Below are 17122 nucleotides of genomic sequence, written 5' to 3'. Positions count from 1 at the left end.
AAGTGTCAACGCCAGGGGTCTTGACGGGAGTTGAGTGATTCGCTATACGCCGCACCACAGTGCGTAGTCGCGCAGCTCTTCGTCGGCGCGTTGGCGGGCACGCAGCAGTGTGGCGACCGTCTCGTGCACCGAGTGGTGGTAGCGGGTGAGCTGGGGGGACGCGGTACGTGCCGCTTGCAGCGAGGTCAGGGCCTCGTCGCGCCGCGCCGTCCAGGTCTCGGCGCGGGCCCTGTCGATCCAGAAGTGGGCCGCGCGGGTGGGCGGATAGTCGTCCGGCAACCGCACTGCGGAGGCGACGGACAGCGCCTCGTCGTGGTCGTTCTGATCGCTCGCGGCGGAGATCTCGTGGAGCCGGACGTTGACCGGGCCGAACGCGAGCGCGTAGTCGCGGGTCTCGCCGGTCCGCTCGGCCAGTTCGGCGGCCTGACCCATCCACTCGGCTGCACCGCTCCGGTCGTTGCCGCGGGCCGAGAGGGTCGCCGCCCGGAGCTGGAGCGTGCCGCGCACCGCACGGGTCGTGCGCGTCCCGTCGTCGTCCAGTTCCCGCAGCGCGTGCCGCATGAGGGACACGCCCCGGTCGAGTCGGGAGCTGTCGGCCGCCATCTGCGCCCGTTCGTAGCGTTCGATGGCCACTTGGCGCGGATCGCCGGACCGCGGAGCGGCCACGGCCATGCGGGCCAGCGCGAGCCGGGCGAGGTCCATGTAGCCGAGGCGGTACGCGACGACGGCCGCCGTACGGGCCACCTCCGCCTGCGCCGCGTGGGCGCGCTCGCGCTCGCGGCCGGGACGGTCGTGCATCTGCGTGAGTAGGGAGAGTTCGGAGATGAGGCCGGGCAGCACCCCGGCGATCTCGGTGAACTCGGCGGCGACGCGCCGCGCGTGCAAGTCCCCTACCTCCTGCTCCAGGGTCTCGATGGTGCGCGGTGCCGGGGCATCCTCCGGTGGCAGGTCCCAGTCGTCGAACGCGGTGCTGATCGGGGTGAGGAGAGCGTCTATCCGTTCCTGTTGGAGTGCCTGGATGTACGGCTGCCCGCGCAGCACCGAGACGCCGACGGAGAGGGCGCGGGCCACGGACGCCAGGACGGATTCGCTCGCCGAGCGTTCGCCGTTCTCGATGCGGGAGATGAGGCTCGGTGAGACATGGGCGCGTCGGCCGAGTTCGGTGAGCGAGTAGTCGCGGATCTTGCGGAGTTCCTGGATGCGGGCCCCGATGTGCTCCGGGGTGCCGGGGAAGGTGTCGGGCATGCTGACTCCCCTTGCGATGCTGAGACTTCGCAATGTACTCGCGCCGCATGACGGGGCATGGTGACCGACCCTGGTGGGGGTGGGGCCGTCGGATGGGCGCGGAGGCAGGCGGTCGGTGTGGAGGGAGCGAGCATCCTGATGGGCAGGCGTGATTACGAGGACGACCCGGATGCCCCGGAGGCGAACAGCCTGGTTCCGGCCGCCTCGGCCGTCGTTGTGGACGAGCGGGGCCGCGTGCTGTTGCAGCGGCGGGTCGACAACGGGATGTGGGCCCTTCCGGGTGGTGTGATGAGGATCGGCGAGTCGCTGCCGGACTGCGCGATCCGGGAGACCTTTGAGGAGACCGGTTTCGAGGTCGAGATCCTCGGCATCGTGGGGACGTACACGAATCCCCGGCATGTCTTCTCCTACGACGACGGTGAAGTGCGCCAGGAGTTCTCCATCTGCTTCCTCGCCCGGCCGACCGGCGGGCAGGTGAGGGTCTCCGAGGAGTCCACGGAGGTGGGGTGGTTCCCGCCGTCGGAGGTCGATGCTCTCCCTATGGTCGGCAGCATCCGGAAGCGCGTGGACGACTGGCGGAACGGTGTGATGCCCGCCCTGCGCTGACCGTCGGGGTGGGTCTCACTACGCCCAGGCGGCGCCCGCCGCAGCGCCCCCCTTGACCCTCACCCAACCGGAGGGTGGACGCTCGCTGCACCGGAAGGTGGAGGTGACCCTGAGGCGGGCTCCATCCGGCGGTGGACAGCCCCTAGGGGTATCTCCGTATCAGGTGTGGGGGAGGGCTCGTACCGGCGGAGGACGAGAGGGGCCGTCCGTCCTCCTTAACCTGGCTTTACGTCGATGGGGGGCGCCGCCGGGCGGTTCACCGCAGCTTCGGGGGTGGGGTTTTCCCCAGGAGAAGACTGCGCTGTGCACCAGGGCGCGGAGCCCTCCCGGACGGAAGACTCATCACCACGGCGGCCGACCGCTCGGCCACCGCACCGGCACCACCTCAGGATGTCCGCGACCTGGTCGCCGGACGCCCGACCGCTGACCGACTTAGGAGATATACCGTGACATCGGCTGTAACCATTCCCAGGCACGGGGGCACTGGAGGGCGTACGGCCGTCGCCGCGCGAGCGCGGCAGGTCGTCAAGGCGTACGGGGCCGGGGAGACCCGCGTCGTCGCCCTCGACCATGTCGACGTGGACATCGCCCGCGGCCAGTTCACCGCGATCATGGGGCCCTCGGGGTCGGGCAAGTCGACCCTGATGCACTGCCTGGCCGGGCTGGACACCGTCACCAGCGGGCAGATCTACCTCGACGACACCGAGATCACCGGGCTGAAGGACAAGAAGCTCACCCAGCTCAGGCGCGACCGCATCGGGTTCATCTTCCAGGCGTTCAATCTGCTGCCGACGCTGAACGCGATAGAGAACATCACCCTGCCGATGGACATAGCGGGGCGCAAGGCGGACAAGCCCTGGCTGGACCGGGTGGTGGAGACGGTGGGGCTCGCCGGGAGGCTCAAGCACCGGCCGACCCAGCTCTCCGGTGGGCAGCAGCAGCGCGTCGCCGTGGCCCGTGCGCTCGCCGCCCGGCCCGAGATCATCTTCGGCGACGAGCCCACCGGAAACCTGGACTCCCGGGCGGGGGCCGAAGTGCTCGGCTTTCTGCGGCAGTCCGTGGATGAGCTGGGCCAGACGATCGTGATCGTCACCCACGACCCCGTCGCCGCCTCCTACTCGGACCGGGTGCTCTACCTCGCCGACGGGCGGATCGTCGATGAGATGTACAACCCGACCGCCGATCAGGTGCTGGACCGGATGAAGGACTTCGACGCGCGGGGGCGCACGTCATGACCGTGTGGAAGACCTCCCGGCGCAACTTCCTGGCCCACAAGGGCCGGATGGCCCTCTCGGCGGTGGCGGTGCTCCTCTCCGTCGCCTTCGTCTGCGGCACCCTGGTGTTCACCGACACCATGAACACGACGTTCGACAAGCTCTTCCAGGCCACCGCCGCCGATGTCACCGTCAGCACCAAGGACAGCTCCGACACCGGGCAGACCGTCTCCGAGAACGGCAGACCGCCCGCGCTTCCGGCCTCCGTGGTCGACGACGTGAAGGGCGCCGAGGGGGTGAAGTCGGCCGAGGGGACCGTCTTCTCCACCTCGGTGACCGTCATCGACGCGGAGAAGGACAATCTGTCCGCGTCCGGCGGCGCCCCGACCATCGTCGGCAACTGGAACGGCAACGACGCCCGGACGATGGAGATCGTCTCCGGGGCCGCCCCGCGCGGCGCCGACCAGATCATGGTCGACGGCGACACCGCCGACAAGCACGATCTGGCGCTCGGCGACGAGGTCTCCGTGATCAGCGCCGTCGGCACCCACCGGGCGAAGGTCTCCGGCATCGCCGACTTCACCGTCACCAACCCCGGCGCGGCGATCTTCTACCTCGACACCCCGACCGCCCAGCGGATCCTGACCGGCGAGAGCGACGTCTTCACCAACGTCAATGTCACCGCCGCGGCGGGCTTCACGGACGCCCAGGTGAAGAAGAACGTCACCGCGGCCCTCGACGGCGGCTACAAGGTGCAGACCGCCAAGGAGGTCGCCGACGCCAACGCCGAGGAAGTCCAGGAGTTCATGGGCGTCATCAAGTACGCCATGCTGGGCTTCGCCGGGATCGCCTTCCTCGTCGGCGTCTTCCTGATCATCAACACCTTCTCCATGCTGGTCGCCCAGCGCACCCGCGAGATCGGTCTGATGCGGGCCATCGGCTCCTCCCGCAAGCAGGTCAACCGCTCCGTGCTGCTGGAGGCGCTGCTGCTGGGCCTGGTCGGCTCCGTGCTCGGCGTCGCGGGCGGCGTCGGACTCGCCGTCGGCCTGATGAAGCTCATGGGCGCCGCGGGCATGAACCTCTCCACCGACGATCTCACCATCGCCGCGACCACCCCCGCGGTCGGCCTGGTCCTCGGCGTCGTCGTCACCGTCCTCGCCGCCTACCTCCCGGCCCGCCGCGCGGGCAAGGTCTCGCCCATGGCCGCCCTGCGCGACGCCGGGGCCCCGCCGGACGCCCGCGCCGGAGTGATCCGCGGCATCATCGGCACCCTCCTCACCGGCGGCGGCATCGCCCTTCTCCTCCTCGCGGCCGGCGCCGACAAGGCGAGCGAGGGCGCCATGTGGCTGGGCGGGGGAGTGGTGCTGTCCCTCATCGGGTTCGTCGCCATCGGTCCCCTGCTCGCCGGAGGGGTGGTGAGGGTGCTCAGCGCGATCCTGCTGCGGGCCTTCGGCCCCGTCGGGCGGCTCGCCGAGCGCAACGCCCTGCGCAACCCGCGCCGCACCGGCGCCACCGGCGCGGCCCTGATGATCGGCCTCGCCCTGGTCGCCTGTCTGTCGGTGGTCGGCTCCTCCATGGTCGCCTCGGCCACCGAGGAACTCGACAAGAGCGTCGGCACGGACTTCATCATCCAGAGCGACACCGGCCAGCTCATCACCCCGCAGGCCGTCCAGGCGGTCCGGGACACCGAGGGCGTCGGCCATGTCACCGAGTACAAGTGGACCGAGGCCGACTTCCGCACCCCCGACGGGCAGACGGTGGAGAAGACGGCCATCACCGCCGCCGACCCGACCTACGCCACCGACCTCCGGGTCGAGACCGTCCAGGGCGAGCTGTCCGACGCCTACCTCCCCGGCTCGATGTCCGTGCACGAGGACTTCGCGAACGACCACGGCATCAGCCTCGGCTCGAAGATCGGCGTCGACTTCAAGGACGGCACGGCGGCCGAGCTGACCGTCCGCGCCATCACCAGCAGCGAGGCCGTCATCGACGCGGGCGCGATGTACACCAGCATCGACACCCTCGCCCAGCATGTCCCGGCCGACAAGATGCCCCTGGACCAGATCCTCTTCGCCTCGGCCGAGGACGGTCAGGAAGCGGCCGTCTACGCCGCGCTGCAAACCTCCCTGGACGACTACCCGCAGTACACCGTCCGGGACCAGACCGACTACAAGGAGGCCCTCCAGGACCAGGTCGGCCAGCTCCTCAACATGATCTACGGCCTGCTGGCCCTCGCGATCATCGTCGCGGTCCTCGGCGTCGTGAACACCCTCGCCCTGTCGGTGGTGGAGCGCACCCGGGAGATCGGTCTCATGCGGGCCATCGGTCTCTCCCGCAGGCAGCTCCGGCGCATGATCCGCCTGGAGTCGGTCGTCATCGCCCTCTTCGGCGCCCTGCTCGGGCTCGGACTGGGGATGGGCTGGGGCGCCACGGCGCAGAGGCTGCTCGCCCTGGAGGGACTGAACGTCCTGGAGATCCCCTGGCCCACGATCGCCGGTGTCTTCATCGGATCGGCCTTCGTCGGACTCTTCGCGGCCCTGATCCCCGCTTTCCGGGCGGGCCGGATGAACGTCCTGAACGCGATCGCCACGGATTGATCGCCATGGATCAACCGCCATTGACTGGCTGATCGCCATGGATTGACCGCCACGGGTTGACCGCACGGGTCGATCGTCACGGGTTGATCGCCATGGATTGACCGATCGGGATCTGCACGATCTCTCCCGCCCCTCCGGCCGATCGGAGGGGCGGGAGCCATGACCACCGCATACGGGGGTTGCGGGGGACGGCCCCGGCGCACGCGTCCAGCGTCCGCCGGGGCCGGAGGCGTTTCCGGGGGTCGGGGGTCGGGGACCGGGGACCGGGGGGCGTACGGCGGGCCGGGGTGCGCGCCGGAGCGCCGGGCCCCGGCGTGCGCGCCGGGCGCTCTACCGCCGCCCCGGCGACTGTCGGCGCCGCGTCGTACGCTGGACACCCCCGGCCCGTGACGCGTGCCGGGCCCTTCGTGTTGCCCGCCCCCCGTTGCCCGACCACCCCGAGAATCTCCCCTCCCCGGACGGAAAGCCCCTCCATGAGCCTGCACGGTCTGCTCGACGCCGTCGTCAAGGACGCCGCCCTCGCGGAAGCGATCAAGGCGGCTGCCGACGGCAACCGCATGCATGTCGACCTGGTCGGCCCGCCCGCCGCCCGCCCCTTCGCGGTGGCGGCGCTGGCGCGCGAGTCCGCCCGCCCCGTGCTCGCCGTCACGGCCACCGGCCGCGAGGCCGAGGACCTGGCCGCCGCCCTGCGCTCCCTGCTGCCGCCCGACACGGTCGCCGAGTACCCGTCCTGGGAGACGCTGCCGCACGAGCGGCTCAGCCCGCGCAGCGACACCGTGGGGCGTCGGCTCGCCGTGCTGCGGCGCCTCGCCCACCCGCGTCCCGACGACCCGGAGACCGGCCCGGTCTCGGTGGTCGTCGCCCCGGTGCGGTCCGTGCTCCAGCCGCAGGTCAAGGGCCTGGGCGACCTGGAGCCGGTGGCGCTGCGCACCGGGCAGACCGCCGATCTCAACGCGGTCGTGGACGCCCTCGGGGCCGCCGCCTACGCGCGCGTGGAGCTGGTCGAGAAGCGCGGCGAGTTCGCGGTGCGCGGCGGGATCCTGGATGTGTTCCCGCCCACCGAGGAGCACCCCCTGCGGATCGAGTTCTGGGGCGACGACGTCGAGGAGATCCGCTACTTCAAGGTCGCCGACCAGCGCTCCCTGGAGGTCGCCGAGCACGGACTGTGGGCCGCGCCCTGCCGTGAGCTGCTGCTCACCGAGGAGGTCAGGGACCGCGCCCGCGCCCTCGCCGAACGCCACCCCGAGCTGGGCGAACTCCTCGGGAAGATCGCCGAGGGCATCGCGGTCGAGGGCATGGAGTCCCTCGCCCCGGTCCTGGTGGACGACATGGAGCTGCTGCTGGACGTGCTGCCCGCCGGCGCCATGGCCGTCGTCTGCGATCCGGAGCGGGTGCGGACCCGGGCGTCGGACCTGGTGGCGACCAGCCAGGAGTTCCTCCAGGCGTCCTGGGCGGCGACCGCGGGCGGCGGCGAGGCGCCGATCGATGTGGGCGCGGCGTCCCTGTGGTCGCTCGCGGACGTCCGGGAGCGGGCCCGCGAGCGGTCGATGATGTGGTGGACGGTGTCGCCGTTCGCCGCCGACGAGGAGCCGGACGCGGACACCCTCAAGCTCGGCATGCACGCCCCGGAGACCTACCGGGGCGACACCGCGCGGGCGCTCGCCGATACCAAGGGCTGGCTGGCCGACGGCTGGCGCACGGTGTTCGTCACCGAGGCCCACGGCCCGGCCGCCCGCACGGCGGAGGTGCTCGGCGGCGAGGGCATCGCCGCCCGGCTGGACCCGGATCTCGGGGCGCTGAGCCCGTCCCTGGTGCATGTGGCGTGCGGCTCGATCGACTACGGCTTCGTCGACCCGGCGCTCCGCCTCGCCGTCCTCACCGAGACCGACCTCTCCGGGCAGAAGGCGGCGGGCCGGGACGGCGCCCGGATGCCCGCCCGGCGCCGCAAGACCATCGACCCGCTCACCCTGGAGGCGGGCGACTACATCGTCCACGAGCAGCACGGCGTGGGCCGCTACATCGAGATGGTGCAGCGCACGGTCCAGGGCGCCACCCGCGAGTACCTGGTCGTGGAGTACGCGCCCGCCAAGCGCGGCCAGCCCGGCGACCGCCTGTACATCCCCACCGATCAGCTTGAGCAGATCACCAAGTACGTCGGCGGCGAGGCCCCCACCCTGCACCGCCTCGGCGGCGCCGACTGGACCAAGACCAAGGCGCGCGCCAAGAAGGCCGTCAAGGAGATCGCCGCCGATCTGATCAAGCTCTACAGCGCCCGGATGGCCGCCCCCGGGCATGTCTTCGGCGCCGACACCCCCTGGCAGCGCGAGCTGGAGGACGCCTTCCCCTACGCGGAGACGCCCGACCAGCTCACCACCATCGCCGAGGTCAAGGAGGACATGGAGAAGTCCGTCCCCATGGACCGCCTGATCTGCGGCGATGTCGGGTACGGCAAGACGGAGATCGCGGTGCGGGCCGCGTTCAAGGCCGTACAGGACGGCAAGCAGGTCGCCGTCCTCGTCCCCACGACGCTGCTGGTGCAGCAGCACTTCGGGACGTTCAGCGAGCGGTACGCGCAGTTCCCGGTGAATGTGCGGGCGCTGTCCCGGTTCCAGAGCGACACCGAGGCCAGGGCCACCCTGGAGGGGCTGCGGGAAGGTGCCGTGGACGTCGTCATCGGCACCCACCGGCTGTTCTCCACGGAGACCCGCTTCAAGGACCTCGGCCTGGTTATCGTGGACGAGGAGCAGCGCTTCGGCGTCGAGCACAAGGAGCAGCTCAAGAAGCTCCGCGCCAATGTCGACGTCCTGACGATGTCCGCGACGCCCATCCCGCGCACCCTGGAGATGGCCGTCACCGGCATCCGCGAGATGTCGACCATCACCACCCCGCCCGAGGAGCGCCACCCGGTGCTCACCTTCGTCGGGCCGTACGAGGAGAAGCAGATCGGCGCCGCCGTCCGCCGTGAACTGCTGCGCGAGGGCCAGGTCTTCTACATCCACAACCGGGTCGAGTCCATCGACCGCGCGGCGGCCCGGCTGCGCGAGATCGTCCCCGAGGCCCGGATCGCCACCGCCCACGGCCAGATGTCCGAATCCGCCCTGGAACAGGTCGTCGTCGACTTCTGGGAGAAGAAGTACGACGTCCTGGTGTCGACCACGATCGTGGAGTCCGGCATCGACATCTCCAACGCCAACACCCTGATCGTGGAGCGCGGCGACACCTTCGGCCTCTCCCAGCTCCACCAGCTCCGCGGGCGCGTCGGGCGCGGCCGGGAGCGCGGGTACGCGTACTTCCTCTACCCGCCGGAGAAGCCCCTGACCGAGACCGCCCACGAGCGCCTCGCCACCATCGCCCAGCACACCGAGATGGGCGCGGGCATGTACGTCGCCATGAAGGACCTGGAGATCCGCGGCGCGGGCAACCTCCTCGGCGGCGAGCAGTCCGGCCATATCGCGGGCGTCGGCTTCGATCTGTACGTCCGGATGGTCGGCGAGGCCGTCGCGGACTACCGGCGCCAGCTCGAAACCGGCGGGATCGAGGAGGAACCGCCGCTGGAGGTGAAGATCGAGCTGCCGGTCGACGCGCACGTCCCGCACGACTACGCGCCCGGCGAGCGGCTGCGCCTCCAGGCGTACCGCGCCATCGCCTCCGCCAACAGCGAGGACGACATCAAGGCGGTCCGCGAGGAGCTGACCGACCGCTACGGCAAGCTGCCCGAACCCGTGGAGAACCTGCTGCTGGTCGCCGGGCTGCGGATGCTCGCGCGGGCCTGCGGGGTCGGGGAGGTGGTGCTCCAGGGCACCAACATCCGCTTCGCGCCGGTCGAACTGCGCGAGTCGCAGGAGCTGCGCCTGAAGCGGCTGTACCCCGGCAGCGTCGTCAAACCGGCCGCGCACCAGGTGCTCGTACCGCGCCCGAAGACCGCGAAGGTCGGCGGGAAGCCGCTGGTGGGGCGGGAGCTGCTGGGGTGGGTGGGGGAGTTCCTGGCGTCGGTGTTGGGGTCGTAGCCCGACGTGCCGGGGTCGTAGCCCGACCTCGGGTCGGGGCGTGCGCCCGGAGACGAGGTGAAGCCGTCCGCGGGAGGTGAGGTGCCGCGGACGGCTTCGGTCGAAGGGTGTCGACGGGTGTCGACGGGTGTTGAGGGATGTTGAGGGGTGTCGGACATCGCCTCGGCGATTAGGCCGGTCCCGGCGTGTTCCGGGCCGTCCCGTGCGGTACGGCTGGGCGGCCGGGCGGCCGTGTCCTCCGTTGCCGGGGCCTACGGCTGATCGGGCCTTTCGCGGTCCATGCCGAGCGCGCCTTCCGCCTTCTGCTGCGCGTCGTCGACCTGGCTCTCGTACTTGTTGCCCGTCTTCTCGTTCGCTTTCCGTTCCGCCGTGTCGGACATGTCCTTGGCCTTGTCCTGACCATGGTGGCCTTTGAACCTGTCGAAGATGCCCATCCGGCAACTCCTTCCGCAGGTGACTCACTTTCGACCATACGCCCGACGTGCGGAGTATGCGCGCCTTGGTCCGGCGGGGTGCGAACCGGCCGCCCGCTACCGTGTCCGGCACGTGCGGGACCGGCGGGACAGCGGGACAGCCGGACAAGGGGAGGGGCGGGGCCGTGACGCGTCTGCGGGGCGGGGCCGTGATCGCGGCGGGGCTGCTGCTGGCCGTGACCGGGTGTACGGCGGGGACGGGCGGGAGCGGGGGAGCCGCTGGAGATGGTGGAGATGGCGGAGATGGCGGGGGCGGCGAGGGCGCGGCGCTGGCCGCCGTCCGGGAACTGACCGTCAAGGGCCGCGCGCCCAGGACCGGCTACGACCGCGACCGGTTCGGCACCCCGTGGGCCGACACCGACTCCAACCGCTGCGGCACCCGCGACGACATCCTCGAACGGGATCTGACGGACGTGGAGTTCGGCGACGGCCACTGCGAGGTGGTCTCCGGCACCCTCGCCCCCGACCCCTACACCGGCCGGGACATCCCCTTCGAACGCGGTCGCAGTCAGGTCGACATCGACCACCTCGTCGCCCTCTCCGACGCCTGGCAGAAGGGCGCCCGGCAGTGGGATCCCGGCAAGCGGATCGCCTTCGCCAACGACCCGCTCAATCTGCTGGCCGTCGACGCGGGCACCAATCGCGCCAAGGGCGACGGCGACACCGCGACCTGGCTGCCCCCCGACAAGGGGTACCGGTGCGCGTATGTCGCCGGTCAGGTCGCGGTGAAGCGGAAGTACGGGCTGTGGGTCACCGCCGCCGAGCGGGACGCGATGACCCGGGTCCTGTCCGGCTGCCCCGACGAACCCCTCCCCACCAGCGGCAACCCGACCGCCGCACCGCCCCGCTTCACGGCCGACTGACCGAGCGGGACGGCCTCCCGGCGGTGGCGGAGGTATTACGGGGGTGGGGTTTGGGGGTCGTAGCGGAGGATGCCGGAGGTTGTGCGGGGTGGGGCCGGGGGTCGTGCGGGGTGGTGGTGGGGCCGGAGGTCGTACGCGGCGGGGCCGGGGTCGTACGGGGTGAGGCCGGAGGTCGTACGCGGCGGCTGTGCCACATCGGCCGCTCCAGCGGCAGCCGCCTCAGCCGCCTCAGCCGCTCCAGCCGCATCGGCCGCATCGGCCGCCTCAGCCGGACTTCTTCCAGTCCTGGCAGCCGGAGGTCTTGAAGTAGCCGTCCGACTCGGAGATCGTCACGACCGCGGAGCCGTTGACGTTGTTGTTGGCGATGATCGACTCCAGGGCGTGCTCGGCGTCCTTGTCGCGCTCCCAGTAGCACATGTCATCGGTGTTGCCGGAGGACTTGTAGGTGCCGGGGGCGATGTCGACGCCGACCTGGAACATGCCGCCGTCGCCCGCCATCTCGGTGGCCGGCGTACCGCCCGCGGCCTTGGTGTCGACGGCCTCCCAGTCCGAGCAGCCGCTCGACTTGAAGATCTTGTCGGCCGTCGTGATGGTGACATAGCTGGTGCCGGTGACGTTGTCGTTCGCGAGGATCGACTCCACCTCGCCCTTGGCGTCCTTGGCGCGCTCCCAGTAACACATGGCGTCGGTGTTCCCGCTGGTCCGGTAGGTGCCGGGCTTGATGTCGGAGCCGACCTCGTACTCCCCGTCCCCGCCGAACGCCGACTCCTTCTTCTCTTCCTTCTCTTCCTTCTTCTCCTCCGCGGCCTCCCCCTCGCCGCCGGAGCCCTGGTCGCCGCCGGACCCGTCCTGCGAGGACGCCGAAGAGTTCTTGTCGCTGCCGGAGTCGTCCCCGCCGCCGCTCATCGAGACCGCCCCGATGACCACGATCCCCACGACGGCGCCCAGCGCGACCTTGCTCTTCATGCCCATGACTGTTCCCTCCCCAAAGCGTTGACTGCCTCGGTCGGGCAGCCGCTCGTTCGCTGGGTCAATAAGAGCATTGCCTGTGAATCGAGTCAACACGGTTCCCATAATCAAGTCAGTGCACGGCCGTGAACGCAGAGATCTTGCGTACCGTCCGTGAATCGGGGGATCGTTCCTGCATCGGTATGCTCAAGGTCACGCACGGGGCGAGGGGACGAGGGGAGCGGGGCGAGTGCAGGACAACGCGACAGAGGTGACCGCGGCCGGAATCGCCCGGCTCGCCGGGGTGGGGCGCGCCGCCGTCAGCAACTGGCGCCGCCGCCACGCCGACTTCCCCAAGCCCGTCGGCGGCACCGAGACCAGCCCCTCCTTCGCCCTCACCGAGGTCGAGGGATGGCTGCGCCGCCAGGGCAAACTCGCCGAGGTCCCGCTGCGGGAGCGGGTCTGGCAGCACCTCGCCGGACACCCCGAGGGCCCGGCGACCGCGCTGGTCCACGCCGGGTGCCTGCTGCTGCTGATCCATGACCGTCCGACGATGTGGCTGGACATGTCCGCCGGGTCCGACGCGCGTCTCGCCGCGCTGCTGCCGGCCTCGCTGGAGCGGGTGCTCGTGGCGCGCTTCGGGGCTGCGGGCGGGAGGGCTTCCGGCGGCACCCGGTCCGTGGTGAACCCGTCTGCCGGGGTGAACCCGTCCGCCGTCGTGAACCCGTCGGCGGCCGTGAACCCGTCTGCCGCTGTGAACACTCACCGGTCGGTTCACGCGCCGCACGCCGTTCACGCCCCCCACCCCCCCGCGCCCACCTCACCCCCCACCCCCAGTCCCAGCCCCACCCCCACCCCCACCCTCGGTCCCACCCCCACCGCGATCCCCACCCCCACCGGCCCCGAACTCCTTCCCTCCGTCCCCCTCCTGCGCGGCGCCGCCGAACTCGCCGCCGAGCTGGGCGCGCGGCAGACCTACGAGTTCCTCCTCGGCCGCCATCTCGACGCCAACCCGCGCCAGTACACCCTCACCCCCGCCGACCTCGCCGACCTCATGGCCCGGCTCGCGGGACCCGCCCGTACCGTGCTGGACCCCGCCTGCGGCACCGGCGCGCTGCCGAGGGCCGTGGACGCCCGGCCGGAGCAGGAGTTCCACGTCCAGGACAGCGCGCCCGAACTGGCCGCGTTCACCGCGCTGCGGCTCGCGCTGCACTCGCGGGCCGCCGTGCGCGCCGCCGTCGGGGACACCCTGCGCGCGGACGCTCATCCCGGGCTGCGCGCCGACGCCGTCCTGTGCCATCCGCCGTTCAACGAGCGCAACTGGGGCCATGACGAACTGGCCTACGACCCCCGCTGGGAGTACGGCTTCCCGGCGCGCACCGAGTCCGAGCTGGCCTGGGTGCAGCACGCGCTGGCCCGGCTCAAGGAGGGCGGCATCGCCGTCCTGCTGATGCCGCCCGCCGCCGCCTCCCGCCGCTCCGGGCGCCGGATCCGGGCCGACCTGCTGCGGCGCGGCGCGCTGCGGGCCGTGATCGCCCTCCCGCTCGGCGCCGCCCCGCCGCACAGCATCCCGCTGCACCTGTGGGTGCTGCGCCGCCCCGGGAACCCGCCCGCCGTGCCGGAGGTGCTGCTCATGGACACCGGGCAGTTCGCCGGTGAGGGCCGCGGCGGGCCGGACTGGCGGGCGGTCCGGGAGACGGTGGAGGAGGCGTGGGGAGCGTTCGACCGCGCGGGCACCCTCACCGAGCGGCCGGGCCTGGCCCGCGCCCTGCCGGTCATCGAACTCCTCGACGACGATGTCGACCTCGCCCCCGCCCGCCATCTCCCGCCCCCCGCGGCGGCCGACGGCGCCGAGGCGCTCACCGCCGTCCGGGAGCGCCTCGGCGAGACCCTGCGCCTCACCGGCGACCTCACGCCCCCGCCGCCCGCCCCCGCGCCCCCCACCCGCTGGCCCGTGACCACCATCGGCGAACTCGCCCGGGGCGGCGCCCTGGTGACCCGCACCGGCGCGAACACCCCGAGCGCGGGACACGCCGGGAACTACCCCGGTACCGGGCACACGGGGGGCGACGGAAACCCCGCCCACGCGCGCGTGCCCGTGCTCACCGACCACGACGTCCTGTCCGGCACCGCCCCCACCGGCGTGCTCCCCGAGGGCGAGGACGACACGGTGCTGACCGAACCCGGCGATGTCGTCGTGCCGGTCCTCGGCGGCGGCGCCATGGCGCGGGTGATCGACGGCACGACCGGCGGGGCCGCCCTCGGCCGCAACCTGGTGCTGCTGCGCCCCGACCCCGCGGCCCTCGACCCGTGGTTCCTGGCCGGATTCCTGCGCGGCACCGCCAACAACCGCCAGGCCAGCAGCTACGCCTCCACCGCCACCCGGCTCGATGTGCGCCGCCTCCAGTTGCCCCGGCTCCCGCTCGCCGAACAGCGGCGCTACGGCGCCCGCTTCCGCGCCCTCGACGAGTTCGAACGGGCCCTGCGGCAGGCGAACCGCGTCGGCGAACAACTCGTGCGCGGCATGTACGACGGCCTCACCGACGGCACGGTCGCCCCCGACTGAGCCCTCCCGCGCTGATGCTGGGCCCTCCTGCGGAGATACTGAGCCCTCCTGCGGCGATCAGGTCGACAACGGTTCGGTACAACGCGGGACACGTTGTCCGTGTCGGCCTATACGCTCGAAGTGACCATCGCACGACCGGCGGCGCACAGGGCCGGTTCGCGCACGCCCGTCTCAGGTTTCAGGAGCAGCCATGCATGGCCACGGCTACACGCAGCCGGTGAACCGGCCGCCCTCCACAGGGGTGCTGGTCTTCCTGCGTGTGCTGTTCGTCGTGATCTCGGTGTGCAGCATCGGCATGCTGGCCTGGACGATGCTGCTGCGCCTGGCGATCGTCACGCGCAAGAGCCTGGACTGGGGCCTGTTCGTGGCCGTCGTCGCCGCCGACATCCTCGCCGTGGTACTGATCTCCACCGAGCCCGGCGACGAGGTCAACACGGTCGGCGGCTGGACCGGCATGGGCCTGCTGGTGGGCACCCTGGTGGCCGCCATGGCGTACTACCTGGCCGCCGAGACCCGCCACTACCACCAACTGCGTTACCCGTACGCGCCCCCGCCCGGCACCGGCCCCGCGCCCGCGTACGGCTACCCCCAGCCGCAGCCCCAGCCGCCCTACACGGCCACCACGGTCTCCCACCTGCCGCCCGTCCCGGGCCCGCACCGGCCCGCCCCGCAGACCGGCGGCCCGCACACCCCCGTACCCCCGAGGGGCCCGCACACGCCCGTGCCCCCCAGCGGCGGCCCGCACACCCCGCCCCCGGCCCCGCCCCGGGTGCCCGGTCCCGCGGGGCCCGGTCCCGCGGGGCCCGCGCAGCCGCCCCAGCAGCCGCCCGCGCGCATCGACCAGGTCCGCGCGGAGCTGGACGAGCTGAGTGACTATCTGCGCAACCAGGACGGCCGTCCCGAGGGCGGCAGGTGACCGTGGCGGCCGGACGCGTCGTCGCCACCCGCTACGAACTGGCCACGCTGATCGGACAGGGCGGCATGGGCCAGGTCTGGACGGCCTACGACCGCCGCCTGGACCGGCGGGTCGCGGTGAAGCTGCTGCGCCCCGACAAGGTCGCCGGGCAGGAGGCGGACGAACTGCGCCGCCGCTTCGTACGCGAGTGCCGGGTCACCGCCCAGGTCGACCACCCGGGCCTGGTCACCGTCCACGACGCGGGCAGCGAGGGCGAGGAACTCTTCCTCGTCATGCAGTACGTGGACGGCGCCGACCTCTCCGACCACCTTGCCGAGCACGACCCGTACCCGTGGCAGTGGGCCGTCGCGGTCGCCGCGCAACTGTGCGCCGTCCTGAGCGCCGTGCACGCGGTGCCGATCGTCCACCGGGACCTGAAGCCCCGCAATGTGATGGTCAAGCAGGACGGCACGGTGACCGTCCTCGACCTCGGCGTGGCGTCCGTCATGGACACCGACACCACCCGCCTCACCCACACCGGCTCACCCATAGGCTCGCCCGCCTACATGGCCCCCGAACAGGCCATGGGCGGCGCGGTCGGCCCGTACACCGACCTGTACGCGCTCGGGGTGCTGATGCACGAACTGCTCAGCGGTGACGTACCGTTCGCGGGCTCCACCGCGCTCGGGGTGCTGCACCGGCACCTCTACGAGCCGCCGCTGCCCGTGCGCCGGATCCGCCCCGAGGTCCCCGAGGCCCTGGAGACCCTCGTGCTGCGCCTCCTCTCCAAGGACCCGCAGCACCGGCCCGGCTCCGCCCAGGACGTCTACGAGGACCTCGCCCAGCTCCTCCCCCCGCGCGGGACGCCCACCGGGGCCCCGCTCGACCCCACCCGCCCCTTCCTGCGCCCGCACGCCCCCTGGCCGGACCGCGCGCGCACCCCGGCCCCCCAGCCCGCCCCGGTGAGCCCGGCGCCCGCCGAGAAGCCGGATGTCGCCAAGGCCGTCGACGAGGTCAAGCGGCTGCTCGGCGAGGGCCGGATCACCCAGGCCGTCGACATCCTCGGCTCGATCCTGCCCGCCGCCGCCGAGCAGCACGGTGAGCACTCCCCGGTCGTCCGCAGCCTGCGCAAGCAGTACGCGGCCACCCTCATGGACGACGGCCAGTACCGGCGCGCGCTGCCCGAGCTGCGCCGCCTCGCCGACGAACGCGCCGCCGAGGCCGGCCACGCCGACCCCCAGGCCCTGCGGTTCCGCTACGACGCCGCCCAGTGCCTGGAACAGCTCGGCGAGCCGGCGGCGGCCCTCGCCGCCTACCGGGCCCTGCTGCCCTACTACGAGAACCAGTACGTCGCCGGCGATCCCGGGCTCGCCCACGAGGTCCGGCGCAGGATCGGCCATCTGCTGCTCGCCCTGGGCGACCGGGCGGCGGCCCACGAGACCCTGATCCGCCTGCTGCACGACGTGGAGCGCATGGGCGGCCCGGCCCACCCCCTGGCCCTGGAGGTCCGGCGCACCTTGCAGTGGCTGGGCCAGGTACGGGGCTGAGGACCCGACCCGCTCAACGCCCTCCGGCGCCCCGCTCATCAACCTCCGGCGCCGCGCCGAACGGGCCGGTGCCCCCGGTCCCGGATGGCCGAGACGCGTGCCGGTGCCCGAAGTCCTGGTGAATCGTTGGTCGAATGGGTTGGCCAGAGCTTGCCCGCTGC

At 72.2% G+C, this 17122-nt stretch carries 11 protein-coding genes; 8 read left to right on the top strand and 3 right to left on the bottom strand.

What is annotated here, in order from left to right:
* Positions 1 to 42: 42 nt before the first annotated feature.
* On the bottom strand, positions 43 to 1245 hold the full coding sequence (locus AB0O01_RS06470; protein WP_365311356.1) for a helix-turn-helix transcriptional regulator: 1203 nt from the start codon (positions 1243 to 1245) through the stop codon (positions 43 to 45).
* Positions 1246 to 1383: 138 nt separating this feature from the next.
* Here AB0O01_RS06470 and AB0O01_RS06465 point away from each other — a divergent pair, with 138 nt between their 5' ends.
* From AB0O01_RS06465 to mfd, 4 genes are all read left to right on the top strand, one after another.
* Positions 1384 to 1851: an NUDIX domain-containing protein gene (locus tag AB0O01_RS06465; RefSeq protein WP_365311355.1), complete on the top strand. Its 468-nt coding sequence runs from the start codon at positions 1384 to 1386 to the stop codon at positions 1849 to 1851.
* 446 nt (positions 1852 to 2297) lie between these two features.
* Positions 2298 to 3086 (top strand): ABC transporter ATP-binding protein, encoded by a 789-nt coding sequence (locus tag AB0O01_RS06460; RefSeq protein WP_365311354.1) that lies wholly within the window; start codon positions 2298 to 2300, stop codon positions 3084 to 3086.
* Positions 3083 to 5662 carry an ABC transporter permease gene (locus AB0O01_RS06455; RefSeq protein WP_365311353.1) on the top strand — a complete coding sequence of 860 codons (2580 nt, stop codon included), beginning with the start codon at positions 3083 to 3085 and terminating at the stop codon, positions 5660 to 5662. Before AB0O01_RS06460 ends, AB0O01_RS06455 begins: the two co-directional genes overlap by 4 nt.
* Positions 5663 to 6135: 473 nt before the next feature.
* A complete protein-coding gene (gene mfd / locus AB0O01_RS06450; RefSeq protein WP_365311352.1) occupies positions 6136 to 9669 on the top strand; it encodes a transcription-repair coupling factor in 3534 nt (1177 codons plus the stop codon).
* A gap of 251 nt (positions 9670 to 9920) precedes the next feature.
* On the opposite strand, the gene AB0O01_RS06445 is transcribed toward mfd, so the two are convergent.
* Entirely contained in the window at positions 9921 to 10103 is a 183-nt protein-coding gene (locus tag AB0O01_RS06445; RefSeq protein ID WP_365311351.1) for an antitoxin, read from the bottom strand.
* A 164-nt stretch (positions 10104 to 10267) separates the two neighbouring features.
* On the opposite strand from AB0O01_RS06445, the gene AB0O01_RS06440 reads away from it, so the two are divergent.
* Entirely contained in the window at positions 10268 to 11005 is a 738-nt protein-coding gene (locus AB0O01_RS06440) for an HNH endonuclease family protein (protein ID WP_365311350.1), read from the top strand.
* Between the two features lie 264 nt (positions 11006 to 11269).
* Here AB0O01_RS06440 and AB0O01_RS06435 read toward each other — a convergent pair whose 3' ends face one another.
* Positions 11270 to 11971, bottom strand: coding sequence for a hypothetical protein (locus AB0O01_RS06435; RefSeq protein ID WP_365311349.1), 702 nt, complete (start codon positions 11969 to 11971; stop codon positions 11270 to 11272).
* 232 nt (positions 11972 to 12203) lie between these two features.
* Between AB0O01_RS06435 and AB0O01_RS06430 the strand changes: the two genes are divergently transcribed.
* The 3 genes from AB0O01_RS06430 (at position 12204) to AB0O01_RS06420 (ending at position 16961) form a co-directional block, all read left to right on the top strand.
* Entirely contained in the window at positions 12204 to 14519 is a 2316-nt protein-coding gene (locus AB0O01_RS06430; protein ID WP_365311348.1) for an N-6 DNA methylase, read from the top strand.
* Between the two features lie 190 nt (positions 14520 to 14709).
* Positions 14710 to 15435: a hypothetical protein gene (locus AB0O01_RS06425; RefSeq protein WP_365311347.1), complete on the top strand. Its 726-nt coding sequence runs from the start codon at positions 14710 to 14712 to the stop codon at positions 15433 to 15435.
* Between the two features lie 38 nt (positions 15436 to 15473).
* Positions 15474 to 16961 carry a protein kinase gene (locus tag AB0O01_RS06420; RefSeq protein WP_365311767.1) on the top strand — a complete coding sequence of 496 codons (1488 nt, stop codon included), beginning with the start codon at positions 15474 to 15476 and terminating at the stop codon, positions 16959 to 16961.
* Positions 16962 to 17122: the final 161 nt, after the last annotated feature.

Origin of the sequence: Streptomyces sp. NPDC093252, from assembly GCF_040683675.1 — a bacterium.
Lineage (GTDB): Bacteria > Actinomycetota > Actinomycetes > Streptomycetales > Streptomycetaceae > Streptomyces.
The sequence above is the reverse complement of the archived record's forward strand: the minus strand, read 5'-3'. Positions and strand labels throughout refer to the sequence as shown.

Coding starts and splice junctions, on each gene's coding strand:
- mfd (WP_365311352.1), top strand. CDS start 6,136: ATGAGCCTGCACGGTCTGCTCGACGCCGTCGTCAAGGACGCCGCCCTC.
- AB0O01_RS06465 (WP_365311355.1), top strand. CDS start 1,384: ATGGGCAGGCGTGATTACGAGGACGACCCGGATGCCCCGGAGGCGAAC.
- AB0O01_RS06425 (WP_365311347.1), top strand. CDS start 14,710: ATGCATGGCCACGGCTACACGCAGCCGGTGAACCGGCCGCCCTCCACA.
- AB0O01_RS06455 (WP_365311353.1), top strand. CDS start 3,083: ATGACCGTGTGGAAGACCTCCCGGCGCAACTTCCTGGCCCACAAGGGC.
- AB0O01_RS06445 (WP_365311351.1), bottom strand. CDS start 10,103: ATGGGCATCTTCGACAGGTTCAAAGGCCACCATGGTCAGGACAAGGCC.
- AB0O01_RS06435 (WP_365311349.1), bottom strand. CDS start 11,971: ATGAAGAGCAAGGTCGCGCTGGGCGCCGTCGTGGGGATCGTGGTCATC.
- AB0O01_RS06470 (WP_365311356.1), bottom strand. CDS start 1,245: ATGCCCGACACCTTCCCCGGCACCCCGGAGCACATCGGGGCCCGCATC.